Below are 1839 nucleotides of genomic sequence, written 5' to 3' on the forward strand. Positions count from 1 at the left end.
CTCGGCAAAGGTGTAGCTGAACGCCCCCAGCACCGCCACGAAGATCTCCGCCTCGCGGATCTCACCGGTCTTGCGATCGACAATCGGAATCTTCTTGCCGGAATAATCCACGAAGACCTTGTCGCCGGCCGCATGCTCCTGGCGCATCGTCGGTGACAGCCGCTGCTCGAAACTGCGAAAGAGTTCGCAGAAGCGACTATAGCCGTAACCGTCGGGATGCGACCCACGATACTCCTCCCACAGGATGAGCAATGTGACGCCGGGCTTTTTGAGCTCGACCGCAAGATCGGCCCAGTTCGGTTCCGTGCGTCGCCGCGTGCCCTGTTTGACGCCGTTGCGACTGAAGAGTTTGTTCTCGAGCGCATCGTCGGTCAGCTCGCCCGGCAAGGGCCAGCTCAATCCAACCGCGGCTGCACGCTGCAAATTATCCTGCACCGTACTGCGCGCTATCCCCAATACGATCGCAATCTCGCGGGAGCTCGTCCCGCTTCCGGCAAGCCGCAGCATTTGTCTCAATTGTCTCATGGTCAGCCTTCTCTTTGCCGGCATCAAAATGTCCCCGTTCATGGCGAGGTGATTGATGCCAAAGTTGCTGACCCAGGAGGTAATGTTCAGTGCCGAAAACTGGCCGGCTTTTGATTGGAATGGTGGCCGGCTTCAAATCGGAACGGTGGCCGGTCTTTGATCGGAATGGCGGCCGGCTTCACGTCGGAATCCGCAGTCAGGCGTTAGTCAGCGCGCCGGCGGCGATTACTGCGGGCTATCATAGCGGGTGACGTAGTGGAGTTCGCGAAGAGCGGGGATGACGAGGGCGATGTCCTTGTATGCCTCGTGCTCGATGAAGTGCGCGGTCTCGGGCCCCGGCCTGGGTTTGCCGAGGACAGGCCTCCCCTTTTTGTCGACGCAGTAGATCAGGATCGGCAGCAGCAGCCCGTGGTTGGGGTTCTTGAGGTCGAGGAGCCGTTTCCAGCGTTTGATGTTGAGATTCATGGCCGCGTAGAACCCCTGGCACCACGGTCGCGGGTCGATGCCGCCGCTGGGCTTGGTGGCGAAGCGGGGCGCATAATCCTGCGGTCTGTCGAACAGCGTCTCGTTGATCCGGTTGTGGATCCTGGCGAGGCTGGCAAACACGGCGTGATCGGTTGCAGAGCCTTTGGCCAGGACGTCGCGCGGCAGTCCCATGAGCGGGCACATCCAGTCTTGCGGGTCCGCGAACCGCGGACCGGTGACCGATGCCGTTACGAAGCCATCCAGCGCCGACATGGTCCGCACCAGTGGGCGGGGGTTGGTCTTGGCGGCCATCCAGGCCTCGAGCGCCTCGTCCGACAGCGCCATGTCATCGAGCGCGCTCATGCCGCCAAGGGGAGCGGCATCTCGTGGCGGCGCACCCAGTTCCATGGCATCAGCTCGTCCCAGCGCGAGGCTGGCCAGTCGTTCTGGATGCGCTCGATGACATCGGCCATATAGGCTTCGGCATCGACGCCGCAGAGCTTGCAGGTCTCGATGATGCTGAGCACGACCGCTGACCGCTCGGCCGCGGCGAAATTGCCCGAGAAAAGCCAATTGCGCCGGCCGACGGTAAATCCACGAATGGCGCGCTCCGCGATCAGGTTGTCGGGCTCGAGCTGGCCATCGTAGAGGAAGCGATTGAACGCGCGCCATCGCTTGGTGCCATAGGCGAAGGCCTTGGCGATATCGGCGTGGCGCGACAAACCGTTGGCCTGGCGCATGAGCTGTCGTCGCAGCGCCCGGACCAGTGGTCGGGTCCGCCTTCGTCGTGTGGCCAATCGCTCGGCGGGCGGGAGCCCCCGTATCTCTTCCTCGATCCGGTAGATCGCC

Annotated in this window: 2 protein-coding genes and 1 pseudogene; all 3 read right to left on the reverse strand. The window is 62.8% G+C overall.

What is annotated here, in order from left to right; all coding sequences use genetic code 11:
* Window positions 1-549, reverse strand: a pseudogene (locus EOA24_RS36420) (IS21 family transposase); the annotation flags it as partial.
* 201 nt (window positions 550-750) lie between these two features.
* Complete coding sequence (locus tag EOA24_RS36425) at window positions 751-1398, reverse strand: UPF0149 family protein (RefSeq protein ID WP_245501942.1); 648 nt, start codon at window positions 1396-1398, stop codon at window positions 751-753.
* Window positions 1350-1839, reverse strand: a 490-nt coding sequence (locus EOA24_RS36430) for a transposase (protein ID WP_133374827.1), incomplete at its 5' end; no start/stop codon positions are given. The genes EOA24_RS36430 and EOA24_RS36425, both read right to left, overlap by 49 nt.

The sequence above is a fragment of the Mesorhizobium sp. M2A.F.Ca.ET.039.01.1.1 genome (assembly GCF_003998035.1).
In the GTDB taxonomy this organism is placed as follows: domain Bacteria; phylum Pseudomonadota; class Alphaproteobacteria; order Rhizobiales; family Rhizobiaceae; genus Mesorhizobium.